Here is a 19,568-nt window from a genome sequence, read left to right on the forward strand (position 1 = left end):
TTTCGATGGTCCAGAGACCGTCCCGGCGGGCAGGGGGTATGGATACGACCTCTGGCGTGAGCTCGGCGCTTTCGCGGTCGTCTTCGGGGGGGGGCGTGGTGGATCGTTCACGCGCCGAACCGGGTCAGTCGTCGCCGAACTTCCGTCGTTGGAAGCCGGCAGCGAGGATGCCTGGAAATGGCAGTTAAACCCGCGTGCAGTCGGCTCAGTTCGCAGTGGTTGCCGTCGGCGAGCTGGTCGAAAATCCATAGCACGCCGTGCATTTGCAGCCCGACCGAGGTCGCCAACTCGCGCAGCCCTCCGTCGCCGGTCAGAAGCGTCCATTGGCGGGCCTCCGCGATGGCAAACGCGAACGTGTCCGGCGTGGAGAGATGAGCGCGTTGCCGCGGACTGTCGTCGCGCGGGTCAATTCTGCCGGGGACAGCTCTTCGACCCGTAGGCCGAGCGCAGTAAGGCGATCGCCCAGGTCCCCGGCCAGCTCTCGAACAAAGAGCAGGTCGGGGACCGCAAACTCAAAAGGGAGACGAAACAGGTCCTCGAGCAAGGCGCCTCGCTCCAGATCGATCAAAACCGAGGTATCGGAAACGAGGACCGCCAAGGTGCTTACGCCGCAACTTGATCCAGACGAGCGTCCAGTTCGCGAACCGTTATTCCCAGCAGTTCAGCGGCCCGGGCTTCGCCGATGACTCGTTCGGCCAGCGCACGATAGCAAAGCCTCTCGAAGCGCTTCGGCTCCTCGAGTTCAGGCTTCATCCGGCCTGGCTCTTCATAGGGCGCCGTCCGCCATCCCCGTTCCGCGAAGATCTTGAACAGCCGGCCAAAAGCGGACTGGCTGATGATGCCGAGATCCTTGCAGCGATAGGCGATGGCCTGGATGCTGACGCCAAAACGCTTCTTGAGCGCGACCAGCTCGCCAAGACTGATCGACGATCGGCTGACCCCAACTTCGGCCCGAAGGACGTCGGCCGGCATCAGGAAGGCGCCGGCAAACCGATGCGCCGCCTTTTCCTCATCGACGCCGGGGGATGGGGCCAGCACCATATGACCGAGCTCATGGGCGAGATTGAAGCGCTTCCGCTCCGACCACGTGCTTTGCTTGATGACGATTACTCGCGCAGCGTTGCGGTCCTTGCGTCGCACCTTGGCGGCAAGCCCGTCGATATCGTCGAGATCGAGCGACAGGATCTTGATCCCGCGCTCCTCCAGAAGCTCGGCGAGCTGCGGGATGGGATCGTTTCCCAAACCCCAGTCTTCGCGGACAGAGCGAGCCGCATCTTCGGCGTCCCGGACATCGGCCACCGGATGTGGTGCGCTGCGTGGCTGCTCCCAATCGATGCTGCGCATCTGGAGCAGGTCCTCGATCGCGAGATAGCGCTCCAGCATGTGAATCGCGCGGGCTTCGAGGGCGGCTTCTTCCCGGAACGACGTGCCCGCCTTCTTGCGGAACTCGACGCCCTCAAGGGCAAGTTCGTCCTCGCTGAGCAGGTAATCCTCCGTCACGTGGAGCGTCGCCGCCAAGGCGATCAGCACCCGCGAGCTCGGCATATCCTCGTTTCTCTCATATTTGCCAATGGCTTGGGCCGATACGATGCCATCCATGGCGTCAGCGAGGCCACGCAACGACAGGCCCGAGGCCGACCGTGCGACCTTAAGCTTGTGTCCGATCATCTGGGCCTCCTTTGCGTCTCAGTTTACAGAAGTACGATATGGGCACAAATTTGTAAACCAAAAACCCTTGATGCGCGGAAAATTGAGCCTATATGGCCCGCATACCGCTCCATTGTCCCGGATTTGTAAACCGGTCTGGGTCGGACAAGTTCCACTGTGGCGTACTTTTGCGCCAGCCGCCGGCGAAACCGACCAGCAGGAATCGAGCAGCGATGTTGAACAATACTCAACTGCGGTACTACGACAGCAACGTGCTGCGCCTGCCTGCCGACAAGCGCAAGGAATACCACGAGCAGGTCGATCGCTTGATCGATGAACTCCGCAAGACCGTTCGCGACAAGACCGAGATCAAGATCACTAAGGTCGTGAAGGCCGGCCTTCGCCAAATACACGATTCTGCGGAAGACCGCTGTCGATCCGGTCGATGTCGATGTCGTTTTTTACATTTCTGGCCGAGACGTCAGCAAGGAGACGCTGGATAGCCTGAACGACACGATCTACGCGCTGCTGATCAAGCAGTATCCGAACAAGTCGGTCGAGGATTTTGAGATCCAGCGCAAGGCGGCGACCGTCACCTTCGTGGGCACGGGCCTCAGCGTTGATATCGTGCCGGTCATCGAAGACGAGAACCGCGCCGGCTACGGTTGGCAGTTCGACATTCACGACGGCACGAAGACGCAGACCTGCGCGCCTTGCCAGATCAAGTTCGTCCGCGATCGCAAGGACCAGGACGCGGATTTCCGCACCTTGGTGCGCATGGCCAAGAAGTGGCGCAACCAGGCGGAACTGAAGCCGCTGAAGTCCTTCGCCATCGAGCTGATCATGGCGCATGTCCTCGCCAAGCAGGGCAACGGTGCAAGCATCGAACAGCGCTTTCGCAATTTCCTCCTCTACGTCGCGCAGTCGCAGTTGAAGGAAGAGATCAAGTTTCCCGAGAATGTCGCGCCATTCACGACGTTCTGCGATCCGGTGGTCATTCTCGATCCGGTCTACAGCCTCAACAACGTGACCAGCCGGATTTCCGAGGACGAGCGGAAACAGATCGTCGCCGCCGCCCAGGAGGCCTGGGAGACGTCCAATTTTGCATCGGCCGAGAACGACAATGAGGTCTGGAAGGAGATCTTCGGCCCTCGATTCAAGACGGAGGACTGAAGATGAGCATGACCCAGGTCAGAAGCGCGAGCGCGACCTACACCTACGTCGACATCGAGAACGTCGTTCGGCGCGTCAACGCCGATCTCGTGATGATCGCGGACAGCACCGGCTGCTGGACTCCGGAGGAGGCTCGCAACTACGCCCATGACATCGAGGTCCTGGCCAAGGACGGCTACCTCAAATGGGTCGACGTCACGCTGATCAGCAGTGGGGTCGAGATCAAGGCCGTCAGGTTCGAAGTCGATACCGACGCCGGCTCGCTGTCTACGAGCCGGCCCGGCGGCGTTCTTTGGCCGAAGGTCGCAGGGGCCAAGCTTCGTGTCGTGCTGAGCTACACCGACGACTACACCAGTGCCGCACGCGAAGCCACGAAAGGTAAGCTTAAGATCGGTTGGGTGACCTGCTACGACGATACCAGCCATGCCGCTCTCTCGTCGGCTGGCGGCCGCAACTATGTCAGCAATGCCTATGGCATGCAGCGCAAGGATTGGGCCTCGTGAGTCAACCCAGCATCTTCGACAGCGAGACGCCGCTGCCCAGCGATACGCTGGCCAAACGCGAGAAGACCCTTCTGGGGTTCGATACCCGATATGCGCGGGTCCACGATCAGCTTCGTCTGCTGCTGAATGTCCGCGAGCTGGCGGGCTGGAGCCACAAGAATCACGGCAAGAGCCTTCCGATCTGCGATCTCGTCGCCGAGCAGTATCCGCTGGTGATCTTTCACGGCGATGTCGGCACCGGCAAGACCGCAACAGCGGAGTGCATCGCCAACAAGTTGGTAATCGAGGCCAGAAGCGAAGATTCGATCCTGTTCAAGCTGAGTAACCGCGTCCGCGGCAGCGGCATGGTCGGCGAGATGGGAACATTGATCGCGGAAGCCTTCAAGAAGGTCATTCAATCGGCCGGCAAGCACCGCCGCGCGGTCCTGATCATCGACGAAGGCGACAGCCTCGCCGCCTCGCGCGCCCAGGAGCACAGCCACCACGAAGACAAGGTAGCGGTGAACACGCTCATTCAGGGCGTCGATGACCTGCGCCAGTACGGCGGCCGGATCGTGGTGATCCTGTGCACCAACCGGCTGTCGGTCCTGGATCCTGCCTTGTGCCGCCGCGCCGCCATCATCGAGGAGTTCCGCCGTCCAACGGACGACGAGCGCCGCCAATTGCTCACGATGGATCTGGCCGGGTTGTCTCTGACGCCCATTCAGCTATCGCAGCTCGTCGAAGCCACCGGAGCGCGGGCAGGCAAGCCGTCCTGGACCTATTCGGATATCAGGACGAGGCTCTATCCGGCCGCGCTGGCAAAGGCCTTCCCGAGCGGGCCACTGCGCTTCGATCAACTCAAGCTCGCCGCCGCGGCGATCACCGCGTCGCCGGTGATGGAGGATCGCTGATGGCGCGCTCCCCTCTGTTCGGCCGGCGCATCCACATTGCCGGCAGCATCGTCGAAGACCTTGCCATCGCCTCGACCGCCGACGTCAATCAGGCCCGCGAGCTCGTTGCTGCGCTGGTCAAGGAATTGGCCCGTCGCGGTGCGAATTTCGTCGTGCCTGTCGACGCTGAACCTCTGCGCAAATCCGACGGGCTTCCGATCTGCTTCGACTGGCTGATCTGGAAGACGCTCAGGGAGAGCCTCGCGTCACGCCCGGCGAATGTTCCGGGCCCGCTCGCGGTCGCCGTGCAGCACCACAAGAGCGAAGATCAGGTCCCGGCTGAGTATGCCGACCTATGGGACGAGCTGCGCAGCTCGCCAATGGTCAAGATCGAGAACGCCGCGCACTGGAACATGGCCAGCAAGCGCATGGAAGCCCAGGCCCGCTTCGGCGATATTCTTGTCGCGCTCGGGGGGACGGAAGGGGTCCTCTACCTCGCAAATCTCTACCACGATGCCGGAAAGCCGATCATTCCCCTCAATCTTCCCGTGTCGCCGGAAACGGCGGGCGCTCGCCGGCTCTACAGCTTCGGATTGACTAGCAGCCAAACCCGCCGCCTGTTCCAGGTTGCGGATGACGGCGACGCCCATGACTGGCTCAACAAGATCCGGTTTCCGCCGCGCCAGTCCATCCCCGATCGCGTCGCGGTCCTCGTCGACCTGCTCGAGTCCCTGGAAAGACCAAAGGCCTTCGCGGTGCGGCTGCTGAATCCGGCGCTGCCGGACTATGCCGACGTGCAGGACTTTTTCGACACCGTCGTGCAGCCGGTGATCGAGAACGAGCTTGGCTACCGGCTCGTCGTCATCGACGGCCGGCAAGCCCACGACCATGCCCGTATCGATCAGGAAATCTTCGCCAAGTTGCACCGCAGCGCCGTCGTGATCGCCGACATTACCGGCGGACGATCGAATTGTTTCCTCGAGCTGGGATATGCTCTGGGTCGCGGGCTGCCTACTATGGTGACGGCGCGTGAGGGCTCGGACCTGCCGTTTGACATCACCACGCTCTCTGGCCTGCATTGGAAGAACAGCGGCGCGGCCGAGGATCGCCGGCGCGCCTTCCGCGAACATTGGCAGGCGATCCGCACGCGACCCTCGCTCGTGCCGGCGGAGCCATTGATCTCATGAGGCGTAAAACCGAAGTGTTCGTCTCAGTCGACGTTGAAACCGCCGGGCCGATCCCCGGTGAGTACAGCCTTCTGTCGATCGGCGCCTGCGTTGTCAACGATCCGGCAAAGACCTTCTCCTGCGAATTGAAGCCGATCAATCGCAATGCCGATCCGAAAGCCCTGCAGGTTTCCGGCCTGTCGCTGGATGAGCTTGCCAAGAACGGGCTCGAACCGGCGGAGGCGATGCGGGCCTTCGCGCAGTGGCTCGACGCGCTTGTTGAAAAAGACGGCTCGGTCGTCTTCGTCGGGCTCAACGCGCCGTTCGATTGGTCATTCGTAAATTATTATTTCCATCGGTTCACGGGCGATAATCCATTCGGGTTCACGGCTTTGGACATCAAGGCGCTTTTCATGGGTGCGACGGGGTGCGATTGGGCCGATACGCGATCGAGCAAAATGACGGAGCGCCTGTCGCCTCGGTTGAAGGGCGATCATCAGGCCCTGCATGATGCGCAGTATCAGGCCGAGTTATTCAGTCTCATTCGAACCAAGCTCTTGGGAAATCGGTAGAGCATGGCGGGAGACATGAAGCGACGCTCGCTCATTGTCGAAGGACCACTCGCATTCGCGATGCAACTTTTTGCAAAGCAACTACGTTTGATCGGTCGCTTTTCTATTAAAGGGGAACAATAGGTGGCATCAGTCGCGCGATATGTCGTTGAGCGGTCGCCGGACCAGGTCCGGCTCGCTTTCAAGAGCGTCCTCGAAATTTGCAAGGAAAGGAATATCTCCAGCGTGACGTTGGTGGTGCCGCAGAAGGGCGGCTTCGATCGGACCATCGTGGCCGAATTCCTCGGACCGAACGTCGTAAAGGCGCTCGTCAAGGGGCAACCCGTTCTGGTGGCGCAGGGCGTTCAGATGAAGTTGGAAAGTGCGCAGACCTCCCGGGGGAGTTGGTCAGATGGGCTGCTGATCGGCGGCCACATCTCGGACAAAGACATGAACAAGCTGGACGATGCGATCGGCGCGCAAGCGATCGTCTACCTTCCTTGGAACGATACCGACGGCAAAAACTGGCGAGCGACATGGGGAGCTCAGATCGTAGGAGCCACTACTGCACCGGCACCGACCGTTAGTTTGCCCGAGCCCGTGGAGGAGGCGCTGCAGAGCCTGACCCAAGCCGTCAATTTGGGTACGGGTCTCAATCATCCCTCAGACAAGAAACACGCAGAGCGCACAATCGCGCAGCTGCGTCAGGAAGGGCATTCGTTTGATCCAGTTGAGGTCCGCCGATGGGCTCAGCGGAACGGCTGGTCGTCAAGTGCGGCCGCAGACCTTGAAAAGGTAGCTCGCAAAGCATTCCGATAAGGTCAGTGTTGGATTCTAGTTTGGGATCCAGAGAAGGCAGCCGTTGAGAAGAATATATCGATGTCTCCTGCGCATTCGCCGTGATGGCGGACCTCAAGCGCGGCGAGCCGGATTGGAGCCTGCTGGGCGTCCCTGGCGCGGCGGACCTGCCGGCTATACGCTGGAAGCAGATCAATCTGGACAAACTGCCTGCCGAGCACAGGGCGAAGCTCGTCGCGCAAGTCGAGAAAGTCTTGCGCAACGCATGGGGTCGGAGGAGGAAACCCTCCATTTACCTGGCGGCCATGCGATGGCAACTTGTTCAGACGGCTTCTCCAGGGGAGACGCTGCCACCCAGCGAGGCCGGAGCGCGCCTCAGCTCAGTCGCCCATCGCGAGCCTCGCCGCGACCTGTCTCGTTGTCAGCATGAAATTTTTGAATCGTTGGCGCTGATCGATTCATTTATTTAATTGGACGGTCGATTCGGCGGCTGCGATTCTGGCGCATGTCCGAACTCACCGTGCAATATCTCGTGCTCGAGCGTCGCGATCCGGCCCGTAACATGGCGCGGTTCTATGTGCTCACGATTGAGCCGACGCTCTTTGGCGATACGGCATTGGTGCGCGAATGGGGCCGTCTCGGTGGGCGCGGTCGACGGCGACTCGATCTGTTCAAGCCGTCGAGGCTCTTGAGTCCTGGCTCAGGCGCAACGCCCGTCGCGGTTACGTCCAGCGGCACTTTCCGGGCTCGGAGCCGGCGTGCGACACGCCACAAGTCGGCTGATCTGGACAAAATGTCAGTGGAAGTATATCAAAGTAATCCGAGATCATACTCGACCATATTCCAAGAATTGCGAAAGTATTCCATAATTAATTATGCGAATTTAAATAGTGTCATGGTTTCAGTAGGAGAGATCAACCGAACTCCATAATAGAAATGCTCCATCAGTTGCTATTCAAGCGAGGCGTGGATCCGTGCGGCGCCAGATCGCCGGGAATGAGTGAAACAGATCGAGTCGACCGCGCTGTTGCCCACAAGCAGAGCATGTGTCATTCGACATGGTCACCGGCTCCCGCCATCCGGAACTGACCCCCCGCATTGCCTCACTAAAAATGTTACCGGACAACTTCTCTGCCGTGTCTGGGGCGGAGCTGCCGAATCAGTTCGGTGGCAGGTATGGCAGGGAAGATCAGCATGCGCGCAAAGCGCGAGATCAGATCAGCGGGTGGACCGAATGCTTTCCGCTTGTTGTGCGTGAAGCAGCTCTTGTGGTCGAAGCTCTCGAGCGCGCAGAACCTATTTCCCTGGCCCGTTCGGGGGCTCGATTTTGACAACGACAGCGCCTTCATGAACGACACGGTCGTGTCGTGGTGCCGTTCTCACGATGTCGAAGTCACTCGTTCCAGGGCCTACAAGAAGAACGATCAGGCATTCGTTGAACAAAAGAACGGAGCTATCGTTCGCCGCCTGGTGGGCTACGGGCGGTTTGAAGGCATTGATGCCGCCCGTTCATTGGTTCGCCTGTTTGCGGCGGCCCGGCTATACATCAATTTCTTCCAGCCCTCGTTTAAGCTGAAGGAGAAGCACCGCGAAGGTGCCAAGATGATCAAGTGCTATCTTCCTCCCGCTACGCCGTACGAAAAAGCATTGGTCCACCCGAGGCTCAATGAGGCATTCAAAGGTCGGCTGCGGGAGATTTACCGGACGCTTGATCCTGTGGCATTGCTGGCACAGATGCGGGACGCTCAGAATGAGTTGGGTAAGCGTGTCGATCAACGGGCTGGAAAGTCAGCGATGACTGTCGCGCAGGGGCACAGTGATTTGGCGGCCTTTGCCCGAGAGCTCGGCGATGGTTGGAAACAGGGTGAGCAGCGAGGCATTCATCGGCGTCGCTATGTGCGGCGCAAGCCTGTGCCACGTCGGCCATCGATGCTCGACCCATACATTCCCATCATCGAGGAATGGCTCGCCGCAGCTCCGCACTTGTCTGCGGTCGATCTTCTCTCCCTGCTGGAAGCGCATGCGCCCGGTCGGTTCAGCGGCCATCAGCGGCGCACGGTGCAGCGATTGGTGAAGAATTGGCGATCAAAGGCCGCTCGACAGCTCATCAGCAACACAGAGATCACACTATCGGTCCAAGCTTCGCGCCTTCGTATTTAATCCTGACAGGTTCTTTCGCTGAAGCACCGCAAGCCGCTCGCTCGCTACGGCGCTCTGGGGGGCGAGCTTCGCGAGCGGCTTGCTCCGACTCGCGGCAGTCGATCCAGAAGACACCAGGGTGACTTCGGTAACATTGTCATCTGAGGCAATATGGGGGGCAGTTTTCCATGGCGCGCGACACATAAGGAATGCGGTATTTGCCGCTTTGCGAGCAAGACCGTTCCTGTGCCGGGATCGCTGGTCGATTTCTTGGCTCCGCGGTCCACCAAGGCTTCGAGGTTTTCGAGCCCACCGAGCTTGCGATAAGTCGGCCCCGTACCGTATGTGCGATGCTTTTCCAAAGTTCGGCGGACAGGCCGAGAAAGCGTGCCGCTTCGGGGCTCCGCAAGTATCGCGGCGGCAGCCGGCGGTGGTCTGGCATTTGAGATGCTCCCTGCTCTTCTGGAGGGCTCGCGCGGCTGATCGCGTGCCGACGAGCATGATGGTGTGGAGTAGAAGAGCGCTTAAGGGGATGCCGAAGATGCGGGAATGATTTCGGCACCCCTGCTCTGTTCCTTGCGAGATGACAGGCAGAGCACGGCCGTGTCTCTTTGGATGCAGAGGCCGTTGGCCGGTTAAGCCATCAATCCACGGTATGGATGTGCTCCATCAAAACTATTGAGTTTTGCCGATCCTACGAATGGCGGATATTGGGTTCAGATGGCGCACTTAGACATCGAGATGAGCTACCGTCTTCTTTGGCTGGCGAGGGAATGGCATCGTGGCGGCTCGAAGCGACGGGCTTCCGCGGTCGCTTTGCCGCTTATTTCCGATAAACCACGGTATAGCTTTTCTGATGGTCTCAATATGGCTTAGCTCCGCGCGGCGGGGCGATGCTTGGAGGCTCCGGCCCCGAAAGGAGCTGGGCGCAGCCGATCTCAGGTGCGGTGCTGTGGCTGGCTAAATGGATTGAATTCATGGCACCCAGATCATGCGAAACAGGGATAGGGTCGTCTTCCATTTCCGCTACGAATGGGATCGATGAGAGTTACGGTCTATCTGCAACAAACCTGAACAACGGGCAATCTACGTACGCATTGCCAATCGGAGATGGCGCGCGTCCATCCGAAGCGCGCAGTAGGCGCTCATGCAGCGAACAAGCCAAAGCTGCCACAAGGGCCATCGAATGTTGTCGCGGCATGATGTCATCCTCGCGGATGTCACGTCATCTGAGGATAGGGATGGTTGACCCTATCTGGATTGCCATTGCTGGTGTTGTCTCTTTCTACCGGACGAAGGTTTTAAGACGGACGCTCGGTCTGTCCAAGATAGGCTGTTGAATGATGAACCGCGATGTAAGCCATGCGCCTGCGGTGTGCTTTTTGCTCGGTCTTCCCCGCTCGGGGACGACGCTGCTAGCGCATTTGCTGCAGCGGCACCCGGATATTTTGGCTCCGCCTGAACCGTGGCTCATGTTGGCACTTGAGGCCTTCGGTAAAGTCGACCACCGCCACCCAGCCGGCGCATCATTGGTTCAAAGCGCAACCTCGCAGTTCTTGGGGCGAATAGATCGGATGATCGTTACCCGCGCTTTTTCCGATGCAGCTTATTGCCAGTATTTAGCTGCTGCAGGCAAACGCACTCTCATAGACAAGACGCCGCGCTATTGGACGGTGCTCGACTTTTTGGATTCCCTTTATCCGGAAGCACCGCGTCTCGTTCTCATGCGTAACCCCTACGCCATCGCCGCATCACTGAAGACGACATGGGGCGTCCCTCTGCTGGCCGCAAGTTCCCCGCCCGCCATCGCATCGTGTCTCGCCGATATCGCGTTGGGCCAGCCCACGCCCGCGATCGCATCTTCTCTCGCAGATCTTGTCCTGGGCCTGCCTGCGCTAGCAGCATACCGCAGTCGACCTCAGACGCAGGTGGTCCACTATGAGACCCTTGTGGCGCACCCCGATGACGAAATTCGGCGCGTGCTTGCCGGCCTCGGTTACACTCCGACCGAGACGGGATCGGCGCCGGGGGGGCAGACGGACTATCTCCGCTCCAGCACTTTCGGAGATCGCAAGATCCTGGAGCGAAAGGCCGTCGATGACCGCTCAGTGGAGGCTTGGCAAACTGACTTGAGCATCGAAGAGATGCAAGTCGTGACCGACCTGGTTGGGGCGAAGCTCTTGACAGAGCTCGGTTATGAGCGGGATTTTCAGTACGCAAAGCAAGCCGGCGTCGTCGATAGGGGGCCGGAAGCAACCCAAGGCTATCGCCACTTATTTCGGACCTGCTGGGATTTTCTGGACGGCAAGACGGGAGGATCGTTCGAGCTCCCCGCCGAACTCAATAATAGTGGTGGGCAAGCGGAGGAACACGCCGCGGTTGCTTTCGCAGCCTCAGTGTTTCAGCAAGCGCAACGTCTGGCCGCCACTAAGAAGGAAGAGAATCTGCGGGTGGCAAATTCAATCGCGGCGCAGTTGAACGAGGAGCTCACGGCGGTCGTGTCCTCGGAGGTGAGGCGACAGCTTGCGCCGGCGGGCCGACGATAGGACAAACGCGTGACCACCGCGCGCCCGATCGCCCCACCGGCCCACAGGTCCCTCCCGCGCGCGCTGCTGCGTCGCTTGACGTGCAGTGGGAGCGAATAAGTCGAGGTAGTCGGTCATGATGTATCGCAGCGAGGTGCGCGTCGCGGCGGCGCACGCGGCGCAGGCCCAATCTCGACCATGCGGCCTCCGCAGATGGGGCACACGTCGAGGCGGTGACCAAGGAGGATGGCGCAGCGCTCACGATAGTCGACAGCTTCGGCAGGCGGAGGTGGCTGCGGGGCTTCAAGTGCCGCTCGGATGCGCGCGAGTTTGGCGGCGCGGCAGGCGTTCGCCAGGAAACCAAAATGACGGATGCGGCGGAACCCCTTCGGCAATATGTGAAGCAGAAAGTGACGAAGGAACTCCTCAGTGTCGAGCGTCATTACTTTGGATTTGTTCCCGGCGCGATAATCTTTCCACCGGAAGCGGACGTGGCCCTGCTCACAGGTAAGAAGCCGGCCGTTGGCGATCGCAACGCGATGAGTGTAGCGCCCGAGATAAGTCAGAACCTGTTCTGGTCCGCCGAAGGGACGCTTGGCGTAGACGACCCACTCGACCTTGCGGAGGGCGTTTAGATGGCGGGCGAATGCCGCTGGCTCGACGAGGTGCGCGAGATGGCCGAACAACTGGAGCTTGGTGCCATCGAACGCCGCCTGCAGGCGCTCCAGGAATAGCCGACGATGCAATCGTGATAGCACGCGAACGGGAAGGAAGAAGCCGGGGCGACAATGAACCCAGCTTCCATCAGGAGCGATCCCGCCGCCTGGTATGCCGGAATTTCTCCGGTCGAAGCTTGCGGGCTCGTCAATCCGTGCAGTGTATGAACTCTACCAGGCTTGGCGTGAGCAGCCCAACGCCGTCGAGACCATATGTGCAGCACAGGAGAGCTTCACCGACGCCCACGCCCGCCAGCTGGCTCGCAAAATTCGTAGCGGAGTTGGGGGCTCCCATGCTGATAGCGAAGGTGCCGCTGGAGCTCAATCGGCGCGAGGCCCGATCGCACCGCAAGTAGCATTGCGACCCATAGAGAGAGACCGTGTAACGGCGGCCGCGGAGAAGAGCTCCAGGTCTTCCGTCCATCGAAATGAGCGAATGAGTTCGTCAGTGACGATCAGAGTGCGCCACCAAGATCGCGCGGGCTGTCTTCTCGTCGATCGGCTCGCGTCTCAAGGCTCACGCCATGCCGTGCTGTTGGTCGATGGCGCAGAAGAAGTGGAAGAGGTGCCGGCATCGACCATCACCATCGAAGAGATCATTTTCGCATGAAGCTGGCCTTCGACTGTCTCCTCAGAAAGACCGCTGCGCTTGGCATGCCGGCGGAGCGGATTTCCCATCCGAAGGATGGCGCGTTAGCGCAGCAGCCGGAGGCCGAACGCGCCCCCCACAGCGCCGTAGAGAGGCCGGAGGCTGCTGGTAAGCCGCGGTCCACATACCCGGTGCCAATGTTGCCGGTCTCCACGCGCGGCGTTCGTGGAATAAGAGCACCGGGGCTGACGGCGGCGCCATTCCCGGAGGAATTCTGCGCATCGATCGTCGGCTGGGTTGGATCTCACCTGCAGCAAATCCCGAGCTTTGAATGCCGAGCCTGTTGGTTCGAACCAACACGGAGGGAGTGGAAGGATTCGCTTTTTCTAGTGCAGGATAGGCTTCGCGCCAGCGATGTATTAGATCGCGATTGGGATTGGAGTGCATGGCTCTGATCTCGCTTCGCGTCTCTGACGAAGTCGCTGCGGAGTTCTCAGCTTTGGCAGCGACCCAGGGCGGCAAATCCGCGCTCTTGCGGCGTCTCATTGCTGAGGCACTTGCTGAACCAGTGCCGCGCATCTCCGTGCTGCCTGTCGGGCGACCGGAGAAGGTGACGGTGCGATTTCGCGAGAGCGAGATGCGGCAGCTCGCGGAAGTGTCACATCAGCGCGGCATGACCCGAACCGGCTGGATCGTTGCATTGGTGCGCTCGCGGTTGGGATCACCGGTGCAGCATTCTCCAGGCGAGCACGAGGCGCTCCGCGCGATTGTTCGCGAGCTCAACCAGATCGGCGGCAACATCAATCAGATCGCGCGCGCAGCGAACGCCAGTGTGCTGCAGGGCAGGGCGGTCGAGCCCGATCTGTCCGCAATTCAAGAGGCCCAGTTGGTCATCGAAAAAGAGCTCGCGCAACTACGCAATGCGCTGCACGGCAACGCGGATTATTGGGATGGGCGGCGATGAGTCGGCGCCATAAGCCGCGGCCGGCAGACCTGGCCTCCGAGCTTCCGCCGATCTCATATGTTTGGGAAACGCCCAATCGGCGCCCGCGGCGGGCCGAGTGGGATATCCCCGATCCGGCGGTTCCTAGTCGCCTGACGCCGGCTATGCGCGCGAAGCTCGAACGGATCGTGCGCCGAGCGCCAGAGGTGATGGTCAAGATCACCGGCCGCACCAAGGACGTGGCGCATCTCAAGTCGCACCTTGCGTATATCACGCGAAACGGCGAGCTCGATGCGGAAACAGAGCAGGGCGCGAGTCTGGCCGGTCGTTCCGGATTGAAAGACCTACAGCAACGCTGGGAGGATGATGCCGGCCTTGACGACAAGCGCCGCCGTGATGGGTCGCTTTCGATCAACATCATTCTGTCGATGCCGGCTGGCACCGATGCCGTCGCCGTCAAGGATTCAGCCCGGGCATTTGCCATCGAAACGTTCGGGGACAATCATGACTATGTCTTCGTCCAGCACCTCGACGACAAACATCCCCACGTGCACTTGACCGTCCGGTCCCTGGGCCACGACGGCAAGCGTCTCAACCCTCGGAAGGCAGATCTGCAGGCTTGGCGGGAGCGATTTGCTGGCGAACTCCGGCTTCGCGGGATAGCGGCCGAGGCAACGCCGCGGCGAACCCGCGGGCGAGTTCAAAAGGCCGATCGCGGGGCGGTGCTCGCTATGCGCAAGCGAAAAATCGTACCTGATGTCGACCGGCTCGCCCGGAAAGAGGTGCTTTCGGAGGTGAGGGGCGGCACGACTGCAAAACGTCCTTGGGACGAGCAGATCAAGTCACGTCAGGATGCGATCCGGCGGCGATATCTCGATTACGCAGCCGAGCTGCAGCATTCTGGAGCGGCGGCAGATCACGCGCTCGCGCGCCAGGTTAGGCAATTCGTGAACGACATGCCCGCCGTTGAAACCCGGCGGCATGCACTAAAGAATGAGCTTTCGGAGCTCACCAATAGCCGTCGCCGCAAGGCAGAGCAGGGAATCGATGCCGAGTTGCGCGGTCACAAGCGAGACGATGAGCGGACGAGGTAAGGCGCCCGCGCGCTCCGCCAACCGTTTCATCGGTTGGCACGTAGATGTGCACTGGCGGCTTGTCATGTTCCTCGAGCGCGCGAACAGCATTGGAGCCGTCAACGGGAAGTTACACCCCTATGGAGCGGCTGCCCTGAGGCGCCTAGGTCCTTGAAAGCTGGCTGATAGATCGTGCATTCTTCGAATCGGCCGTCTCGCCGGACCTGCCACAGGGTCAAAGTGGGCACTATTTCAAATCCTTGGATCGACCGTCATATCCAGGTCGGTGCGTAATCTGTGGACATCGGCCGCCGATATGAACAGGTGGATCCTTTGACCGCTATCCCTTTGACTGAATCTGCGCTCACGTCCGTGAAGCGTGCGGTTAGGCAGGGCTATCCGAACTACAAATCATCCCATCTGACCGAGGCGATCGCAGCCGCATGCGGCTTTGCAAGTCATGCAGCGCTGCGAGCCCGCATGTTGGAGCGTGCACCGGTGCATCCGGACTTTGCATTGCTCGAGGAATTGCCGTTCCTGAGCCGGCTCGCGGCGATGACGGGTGTTCCGACATCGGACGAAGACCTCCGCGGATTCTCCTTCGATCGCCTCAACTACGAGGGTGCGGACGTGATTCCGACCGCGTCCAAGGGGGTAACCAAGGTGAAATACGACGGGTCCCGCAGGCGGCGGGCCTGGCGCAATGTGATGGTCGCCGGGATCAATGCTGGCATCGACCAGGGATTGTTTACGCCGCGTGCAGGAGAAAACAGCTGGCCGCTGCTGGATCCGAGGTACGGGGACGATGGTCGAACGTACCGATTCATGATCGAGGATATTGCGGCGATTGCCAGCGTTCACGACGCGGATTGGGACGAGCTATCAATCCACGTTGCTCTGTGGCCTGCGATCGACGGCGAACGCTGGGTCCGAACGGCAAATGGCGGTTTCCTGGCGGGCGAGGTGTTTGCATCCGGATGGCTTGAGCGCCGTGACGGAGCGTGGCTCCAGGTGGGAGATCACCCCGAGTTTGGTTGTCGGAAGCAGCGCCTGGACCTGATCGCCGCGCTGGATATTCGGCCCAAAGGTTATGCGGATCGCGGCAGCTTTAGGCTTTGATTACGAACGAGGTGCGGGCTGCACGACAGTGCCAAGAAGGAGACGCTTCGCTCTCTCTACGCCTTTGCGTGCTGCGCGCCCCGACTGCGGGATGCCTGTGAAGGCGGCTGTCGGGATCAGACTGATGATGCCGGCGAAAAGTGAGTTTCCTCGGTGGCGATGATGTGCCAGTACGGAGAGCGACATAGTAGGCGCCGGGCAGGAGATGTGTGCTACCGGTGTCGAGGACCAAACGGCTGCCTGGATGGATGATCTGCAGGCGATCGGCAGGCAAGTCTCGCCACCGTGGCGACACGATCAGCACGACGGCGGTCGCCGGCTGACAGCCTAGCGTCTCAACAAGATAGACTTCGGGAAGCCGCGTCTCGTGGGCTCGATAGGGGCCAGATGCCACCAAAGCGGGCAGCGGCCTCTCAACTGGACTCGAAGCCGGCCGCTTTTCGGGCGGCGTGAAGTCGTTAGCCCGATCCGTGTCCCGCTTGTTAAGGCTCCTTCATCCCCGATCTTTTCCGACGACCTACCCCTTCGGGTTGGCCCTGCCCGTCGATTTCAAGGAGTCGTTTGCCCAGCTCCTTCTTTAGAGCGTTGCGATCGCCACCGGACAGGGGTGTTGGATGGTGGTTAAGCGCCATTGAGTAACAAACCGATCGCGAGCGGATCCTTTAGGAGCTCTTGAAAGATAGCCAGCAGCCATCCTCCTCGTAGCGCGCGCTACGATTCTGACATGTCCGATCGGCCGACTTCTGCCCGACGTCCTTCCAGACTGCATGCTGATCGAAAGACCCGACCGCATCTGCCTTTTCGGATCTCAACGATTCGACTGCAGCGCTGGCAGGTCACCCGCAAAACGTGACGAGGGATCTCCGATAGCCGTCGCTGCTGAATTGGCACGCCTGGACTCGTTCCGACGCTCGCGTCAGCCAGGATTGAATCCCAATACTCTTGCGGTAAATCTGCGTCTGAACCGACGGAATGCGATGACGACGACCGAGTAGCGGCGGTCCATTTTTCAATCTGTTTTGGTGACGGCATTCGCCAACTCGCGCGTCGGGACGACACTCCCGCGGAAGGGGAGGGGGACAAAGCAGGTTCTTTTTTCTGACATATTGTCAAAATACGAAGGACAAATTATCAAAACGGATTTTACATAATGACAAGTATTGAGCTGACTGAAATTTTGACATTTCTGGGCCTCGACCTGGCCGAGGCTGCGCAACTGTTGGGAGTTTCGACGCGAACGCTTCGAAGATGGATGGAAGGCGAGGAAATTCCCGGTCCGGCCCAAGCCGCTCTGCGTGCCTGGCACCAACTCCACGCGCGGCACTTGGCTTGGAAGCCGGACGCCATTTCCATATTCGAGAACGACCAAGCTCAGCTCGAGCGTGCGCGACTTCATGCGCGAGAGGTGAGCGGGCTGATCAAAGCGGTCGAAGCTCGCGGCGGGCCGCAAAATCCATGGTCGGTCAATATCGCTAAAGGCGTTGCGACGTTCGGTCCTTTTGAGATCGGGTTTTACAACCTGCAAAACGGAAGCTTCTCTCTCAGCGGGTACCGCCGCAAAGACAGCTCGCCGGACCTCGTGCGGGACAGGCCGTACCTTGAAGATGCCGCGTACAGCATCAGCATGGCTTTTTCAAAGGCCGGCGAAAGCGAAATTGCGCTGGACAACGTCGCGGAGTACGTCCGAAAACATTCGGCCGCGTTTGTTGTCGATGGCCCGCAGCGGCTGTCGCCTGCGGACTCCAAACGCCGCCAGCGGGACATCGAATTACTCGCCGGCAAAATCGATGAACTGGCGAAGCTTGCCGCCAAGGGCAGCGCCAATCACCTTCAATTTGAGGAATTACTGCATCAACTCCACGAACTCGGGTTCTTCCCGACTATCGATCTGGTTTCAGCAGTAGCTAAGGCTATGGTCTAAAATATGAAGAATTCAGTGAGCGTTCCAGATCTTGGCGCGCGAGGTGAGAATGTGTTCATCGGTTGGTGTGAACCGGAAGGGTTTCGTGCCCAGAAATCACAGGCAGACCGTCTCGGCTGGGACTACCTCCTTGAAGGCGAGCCTTTGCGGATGAAAGAGCGTCCGCTTGATTCCCAGAACGATCTTCCGAAATTCTTGATCCAAGTGAAAGCGACAGAAGGATCTCAGCCGCCGAGGATCAAGCTGTCGGCGCTCAAGCATCTCGTTGATGCTGACCTGCCGGCGGCGATCGTCGTCATGTTTTTCGTCAAAGACGGGCGGACGCCGATTCGCACTCTCCTCGTCCCGGTCGATCAAAAAATGATCTACGACACCCTCAAGCGGGTTCGCAGCGAGGAAGCCAAAGGAAAGCGGAACATTCACAGAATCACGATTCTTGTGCCACTCGATCGTGCGGTAGAATTGTCTCCAGCAGGAGAAGGGCTGGCAAAGGCTTTAAACGGAATGCTCGGAGGGGCACCTGCCGATTATATTGCAGGGAAGGTCGACTACCGCAAGACTTGCGGTTTTGATAACAGATCCATTGTCGGTCGATTTTTCGTTCCAGGAGAAAATGCGGGCGAAAAGATCGGTCAGCTCTTTTTGGGTGGCCCTCGCACGCTTAAGGTGACGGACCTGACGATTGAGCGACGCCGGTTCGGAATTCCGCTCGACAATGATCGCGATGAGTTTCGGGAAGCGGTGCTGGAGCTAAACGTATCGTCATCGATGTCAACCACGGTTGAACTTTCTTCGGAAGCAGGCGAGTGGACCTCGGTAGAGCTCGAGATGTTCGTCACTCCGATATTCGATGGAAAGCTCGGGCCGGTGCGACTTGCAAACAACTTCCTTGAATTTTTGATCGACTTTCCGAAGGCGGAGGCGAACCTAACGCTCAACTATGACGGTGAACGAATTGTCGACCTGGAGGAGGCGGTCGCCATCATCGAGATTGGCGTCATACTGGCCAGGCCGCAGAAATCGATAACGCTCCGTTTCAAGGGAAAAGAGCTCAAGTTGGAAATGGCACCAGGCGAAGGGCCATTTGCGCATTGGATTCCGGCCGCGCCAGTTCTTCGTAGGATTGTATCGGCGATGGTTCGGGCAGGTCGGCAGACAGCGCGCCGCTTTAAATTTGCCGACTTCGTCGATTGGGTTGATACTCACATCGAATTTCTTGCCGTAGCATCAACGCCAGGCGTCAATATCATCTTCAACCATTGGCCTGACGAAATTCAACTGACTTCTGACGATGCTTTGTTGACGCCTTTTTCGCTCGAATGTTTTGGGTCGTGCTATACGGCGCTTATCGAACTTCCGATTGTATCATCGAGCCGCTCGGAGCCGGAGGTCACGCTCATCGGTGGTCGGCCCCATATTGTATCAGAGGTGGTGCGGGCATTGAATGCCGATACGTCTGACTTTGTCGAGAGCGCAGTTGAACGATCGAATAAGGATCGGGGGTCGAAAAGACCGGCCTTTTTCGCGGAGGGATTCTCTAACTGGGATAAGGTCATGCTCTCCATCTCGTAGAGAAGTGCTTATCAGTCACAACGGTGGAAGTACGACCGTAAAAAGCAAGGCCAGCGCAGCCGGCAAAGTCGGCTGAGCTCTCTAAGGCTGGAGACGAGCTTGCGGGGAAAGCAGTCTGCTATTGGGAAGGCAGGTGCTATTCTTTCGATTTCGTCGACACCCTCATCCTCAAAAACTTGGCGCCAGTTGATTGCAATGGTGTCGATCCGATCGATCTCGGCCCTAGCCTCGTCTGTGCTCAGCACGAAGTCCCCGCAACAC

16 protein-coding genes and 3 pseudogenes are annotated in these 19,568 nt (G+C 59.6%); 16 read left to right on the forward strand and 3 right to left on the reverse strand.

The window, feature by feature from the left end:
• Positions 1 to 603: 603 nt before the first annotated feature.
• Positions 604 to 1,668, reverse strand: a complete 1,065-nt coding sequence (locus XH83_RS36495) for an XRE family transcriptional regulator (RefSeq protein ID WP_128929591.1) — start codon at positions 1,666 to 1,668, stop codon at positions 604 to 606.
• Between the two features lie 212 nt (positions 1,669 to 1,880).
• Between XH83_RS36495 and XH83_RS36500 the strand changes: the two are divergent.
• The 9 genes and pseudogenes from XH83_RS36500 to XH83_RS36540 all read left to right on the forward strand — a co-directional run bounded on the left by XH83_RS36500 (position 1,881) and on the right by XH83_RS36540 (position 8,870).
• Positions 1,881 to 2,820, forward strand: a pseudogene (locus XH83_RS36500) (CBASS oligonucleotide cyclase).
• Between the two features lie 2 nt (positions 2,821 to 2,822).
• The gene (locus XH83_RS36505) at positions 2,823 to 3,323 is read left to right on the forward strand and encodes a hypothetical protein (RefSeq protein WP_128929590.1); all 501 of its coding nucleotides are present in this window, start codon (positions 2,823 to 2,825) and stop codon (positions 3,321 to 3,323) included.
• Complete coding sequence (locus tag XH83_RS36510) at positions 3,320 to 4,216, forward strand: ATP-binding protein (RefSeq protein ID WP_128929589.1); 897 nt, start codon at positions 3,320 to 3,322, stop codon at positions 4,214 to 4,216. The genes XH83_RS36505 and XH83_RS36510 overlap by 4 nt, the downstream gene beginning before the upstream one ends.
• Complete coding sequence (locus XH83_RS36515) at positions 4,216 to 5,382, forward strand: hypothetical protein (protein WP_128929588.1); 1,167 nt, start codon at positions 4,216 to 4,218, stop codon at positions 5,380 to 5,382. Before XH83_RS36510 ends, XH83_RS36515 begins: the two co-directional genes overlap by 1 nt.
• The gene (locus XH83_RS36520) at positions 5,379 to 5,933 is read left to right on the forward strand and encodes a 3'-5' exonuclease (protein WP_128929587.1); all 555 of its coding nucleotides are present in this window, start codon (positions 5,379 to 5,381) and stop codon (positions 5,931 to 5,933) included. Before XH83_RS36515 ends, XH83_RS36520 begins: the two co-directional genes overlap by 4 nt.
• A 123-nt stretch (positions 5,934 to 6,056) precedes the next feature.
• Positions 6,057 to 6,731 carry a hypothetical protein gene (locus XH83_RS36525; RefSeq protein ID WP_128929586.1) on the forward strand — a complete coding sequence of 225 codons (675 nt, stop codon included), beginning with the start codon at positions 6,057 to 6,059 and terminating at the stop codon, positions 6,729 to 6,731.
• Between the two features lie 83 nt (positions 6,732 to 6,814).
• Positions 6,815 to 7,180 carry a hypothetical protein gene (locus XH83_RS40500; protein ID WP_128929585.1) on the forward strand — a complete coding sequence of 122 codons (366 nt, stop codon included), beginning with the start codon at positions 6,815 to 6,817 and terminating at the stop codon, positions 7,178 to 7,180.
• Between the two features lie 35 nt (positions 7,181 to 7,215).
• Positions 7,216 to 7,641, forward strand: a complete 426-nt coding sequence (locus XH83_RS36535) for a WGR domain-containing protein (protein WP_371746380.1) — start codon at positions 7,216 to 7,218, stop codon at positions 7,639 to 7,641.
• A gap of 245 nt (positions 7,642 to 7,886) precedes the next feature.
• Positions 7,887 to 8,870: a hypothetical protein gene (locus tag XH83_RS36540; protein ID WP_128929584.1), complete on the forward strand. Its 984-nt coding sequence runs from the start codon at positions 7,887 to 7,889 to the stop codon at positions 8,868 to 8,870.
• Positions 8,871 to 9,070: 200 nt separating this feature from the next.
• Here XH83_RS36540 and XH83_RS40000 read toward each other — a convergent pair.
• Positions 9,071 to 9,291, reverse strand: a pseudogene (locus XH83_RS40000) (helix-turn-helix transcriptional regulator); the annotation flags it as partial.
• Positions 9,292 to 10,189: 898 nt separating this feature from the next.
• Between XH83_RS40000 and XH83_RS36545 the strand changes: the two are divergent.
• Positions 10,190 to 11,395, forward strand: coding sequence for a sulfotransferase (locus XH83_RS36545; protein WP_276575773.1), 1,206 nt, complete (start codon positions 10,190 to 10,192; stop codon positions 11,393 to 11,395).
• Between the two features lie 113 nt (positions 11,396 to 11,508).
• Here XH83_RS36545 and XH83_RS36550 read toward each other — a convergent pair.
• Positions 11,509 to 12,204 (reverse strand): annotated as a pseudogene (locus XH83_RS36550) (transposase); the annotation flags it as partial.
• A 334-nt stretch (positions 12,205 to 12,538) separates the two neighbouring features.
• Between XH83_RS36550 and XH83_RS40005 the strand changes: the two are divergent.
• From XH83_RS40005 to XH83_RS36580, 6 genes are all read left to right on the forward strand, one after another.
• Positions 12,539 to 12,700: a hypothetical protein gene (locus XH83_RS40005; protein ID WP_232995580.1), complete on the forward strand. Its 162-nt coding sequence runs from the start codon at positions 12,539 to 12,541 to the stop codon at positions 12,698 to 12,700.
• A 424-nt stretch (positions 12,701 to 13,124) separates the two neighbouring features.
• A complete protein-coding gene (gene mobC, locus XH83_RS40505) occupies positions 13,125 to 13,643 on the forward strand; it encodes a plasmid mobilization relaxosome protein MobC (protein WP_128929583.1) in 519 nt (172 codons plus the stop codon).
• Positions 13,644 to 13,786: 143 nt separating this feature from the next.
• Positions 13,787 to 14,716, forward strand: a complete 930-nt coding sequence (locus XH83_RS36565; RefSeq protein ID WP_232995579.1) for a relaxase/mobilization nuclease domain-containing protein — start codon at positions 13,787 to 13,789, stop codon at positions 14,714 to 14,716.
• A 276-nt stretch (positions 14,717 to 14,992) separates the two neighbouring features.
• Complete coding sequence (locus tag XH83_RS36570; RefSeq protein ID WP_232995578.1) at positions 14,993 to 15,814, forward strand: hypothetical protein; 822 nt, start codon at positions 14,993 to 14,995, stop codon at positions 15,812 to 15,814.
• Positions 15,815 to 16,964: 1,150 nt separating this feature from the next.
• Positions 16,965 to 17,735, forward strand: a complete 771-nt coding sequence (locus XH83_RS36575) for a DNA-binding transcriptional regulator (RefSeq protein WP_128929582.1) — start codon at positions 16,965 to 16,967, stop codon at positions 17,733 to 17,735.
• A 15-nt stretch (positions 17,736 to 17,750) separates the two neighbouring features.
• Positions 17,751 to 19,307 (forward strand): hypothetical protein, encoded by a 1,557-nt coding sequence (locus XH83_RS36580; RefSeq protein WP_128929581.1) that lies wholly within the window; start codon positions 17,751 to 17,753, stop codon positions 19,305 to 19,307.
• Positions 19,308 to 19,568 lie beyond the last annotated feature (261 nt).

The sequence above is a fragment of the Bradyrhizobium sp. CCBAU 53351 genome (assembly GCF_015291745.1).
Classification (GTDB): Bacteria; Pseudomonadota; Alphaproteobacteria; order Rhizobiales; family Xanthobacteraceae; genus Bradyrhizobium.

What these genes read in the sequence shown, in the direction of transcription:
- XH83_RS36495 (WP_128929591.1), bottom strand. Translation starts at nt 1,668, where the DNA reads ATGATCGGACACAAGCTTAAGGTCGCACGGTCGGCCTCGGGCCTGTCG.
- XH83_RS36505 (WP_128929590.1), top strand. Translation starts at nt 2,823, where the DNA reads ATGAGCATGACCCAGGTCAGAAGCGCGAGCGCGACCTACACCTACGTC.
- XH83_RS36515 (WP_128929588.1), top strand. Translation starts at nt 4,216, where the DNA reads ATGGCGCGCTCCCCTCTGTTCGGCCGGCGCATCCACATTGCCGGCAGC.
- XH83_RS36520 (WP_128929587.1), top strand. Translation starts at nt 5,379, where the DNA reads ATGAGGCGTAAAACCGAAGTGTTCGTCTCAGTCGACGTTGAAACCGCC.
- XH83_RS40500 (WP_128929585.1), top strand. Translation starts at nt 6,815, where the DNA reads ATGGCGGACCTCAAGCGCGGCGAGCCGGATTGGAGCCTGCTGGGCGTC.
- XH83_RS36535 (WP_371746380.1), top strand. Translation starts at nt 7,216, where the DNA reads ATGTCCGAACTCACCGTGCAATATCTCGTGCTCGAGCGTCGCGATCCG.
- XH83_RS36540 (WP_128929584.1), top strand. Translation starts at nt 7,887, where the DNA reads ATGGCAGGGAAGATCAGCATGCGCGCAAAGCGCGAGATCAGATCAGCG.
- XH83_RS36545 (WP_276575773.1), top strand. Translation starts at nt 10,190, where the DNA reads ATGATGAACCGCGATGTAAGCCATGCGCCTGCGGTGTGCTTTTTGCTC.
- mobC (WP_128929583.1), top strand. Translation starts at nt 13,125, where the DNA reads ATGGCTCTGATCTCGCTTCGCGTCTCTGACGAAGTCGCTGCGGAGTTC.
- XH83_RS36565 (WP_232995579.1), top strand. Translation starts at nt 13,787, where the DNA reads ATGCGCGCGAAGCTCGAACGGATCGTGCGCCGAGCGCCAGAGGTGATG.
- XH83_RS36575 (WP_128929582.1), top strand. Translation starts at nt 16,965, where the DNA reads ATGACAAGTATTGAGCTGACTGAAATTTTGACATTTCTGGGCCTCGAC.